This window comes from Arthrobacter sp. C152 (assembly GCF_054890965.1).
The window spans coordinates 1-1,294 of the sequence record NZ_JBTZSU010000091.1; the positions used below are offsets into that span (position 1 = coordinate 1).

At 65.8% G+C, this 1,294-nt stretch carries 1 protein-coding gene; it reads left to right on the forward strand.

What is annotated here, in order from left to right:
* Nucleotides 1–68: 68 nt before the first annotated feature.
* Nucleotides 69–1,264, forward strand: a protein-coding gene (locus tag ACYSM9_RS21835) for an IS3 family transposase (protein ID WP_461859039.1) whose coding sequence is annotated in 2 segments (ribosomal slippage) — nt 69–336 and nt 336–1,264 — 1,197 coding nt in all. Because the reading frame shifts where the segments join, the coding sequence is not laid out codon by codon here.
* Nucleotides 1,265–1,294: the final 30 nt, after the last annotated feature.

Sequence of the window (1,294 nt, forward strand, 5' to 3'; positions counted from 1 at the left end):
TGGGGTTAGCCTCTGTTGGTGGACACCTGAAGTAGCGGGATCCTGGGATTCTGCGGGAAGGTGTTCTTGTGAGCACGACACGACGTAAATTCACTCCTGAGTATCGGCGGGAGGCCGCGCGGCTTGTCATCGATACGGGTAGGCCTGTCGCGCCGGTGGCCCGGGAGCTGGGGCTGGGTGAGCAGCTGCTCGGCCGGTGGGTGGCCCAGGAGCGGGCACGTTTGGCCGCTCCGGAGGAGTTCGCCGCGGCGGAGTCGGAGAAGTCGGAGCTGGAGCGGTTGCGCCGGGAAAACGCGCAGCTGCGGATGGATAACGAGTTCCTGGGAAAAGCCGCAGCCTTCTTCGCCTCCAAGCAGCAGAATCGGAATGCTTCGAACTGATGGAGGCCGAGAAGGCTAACTACCCGGTCCAGCGGATGGCCCGGCTGTTGGGGGTGTCACGGTCCGGGTTTTACGCCTGGCGGAGGCGAGGCTCCGCAGCGTCGGTGCGGGCCGTTGAGCGGGCGGAACTGGACGCGAAGGTCCGGCGTGCTCATGCGGACTCGACCGGGGTTTACGGGGCACCCAGGGTCCGGGCCGTGCTGGCAAGGAACGGGACCGGCGTTGACCGGAAGACGGTGGCGTCCTCGATGCGCCGGCAGGGCCTGGAAGGGGTCTCGCCGCGACGGTTCCGGCCGGTCGCCCCGATCGGCGGGGTTAGGGTCCATTCGATCCCGGATCTGGTGGCCAGGAAGTGGGACACCGGGGCCTTGGATGCGGTCTGGATCTCGGACATCACCTACCTGCGCACCGATGAAGGCTGGGTGTATTTGTGTGCCGTCAGGGACGCCTGCTCCCGACGCGTGATCGGATGGGCGATGGACTCCACCCAAACCACCGACCTGGTGGAGCGTGCGTTGCGGATGGCCCACGTCCTGCGCGGTAGCGGTCCGGACGGTGTGGTCTTCCATGCCGACAGGGGCACCCAGTACACCTCCACCCAGCTCAATGATGTCTGCGCAGGGCTGGGTATCCGCCAGTCTGTTGGCAGGACGGGCGTGTGTTGGGACAACGCTATGCAGGAATCGTTCTGGTCCACCTTGAAAGCCGAGTTCTACGACCGGCGGCGCTGGGCAACCAGACAGGACGCAATCCGGGCCACCGGCCGCTGGATCGAGGAGTTCTACAACCGTGCCCGGCTCCACTCAGCCCTGGGCTACAACACCCCGGTTGAGCACGAACTGCTGCTCACCACGGCACAACCTCAGCCGGCACAAGCCGCCTGATCAACTGTCCACGACTTGCGGGCAACCCCA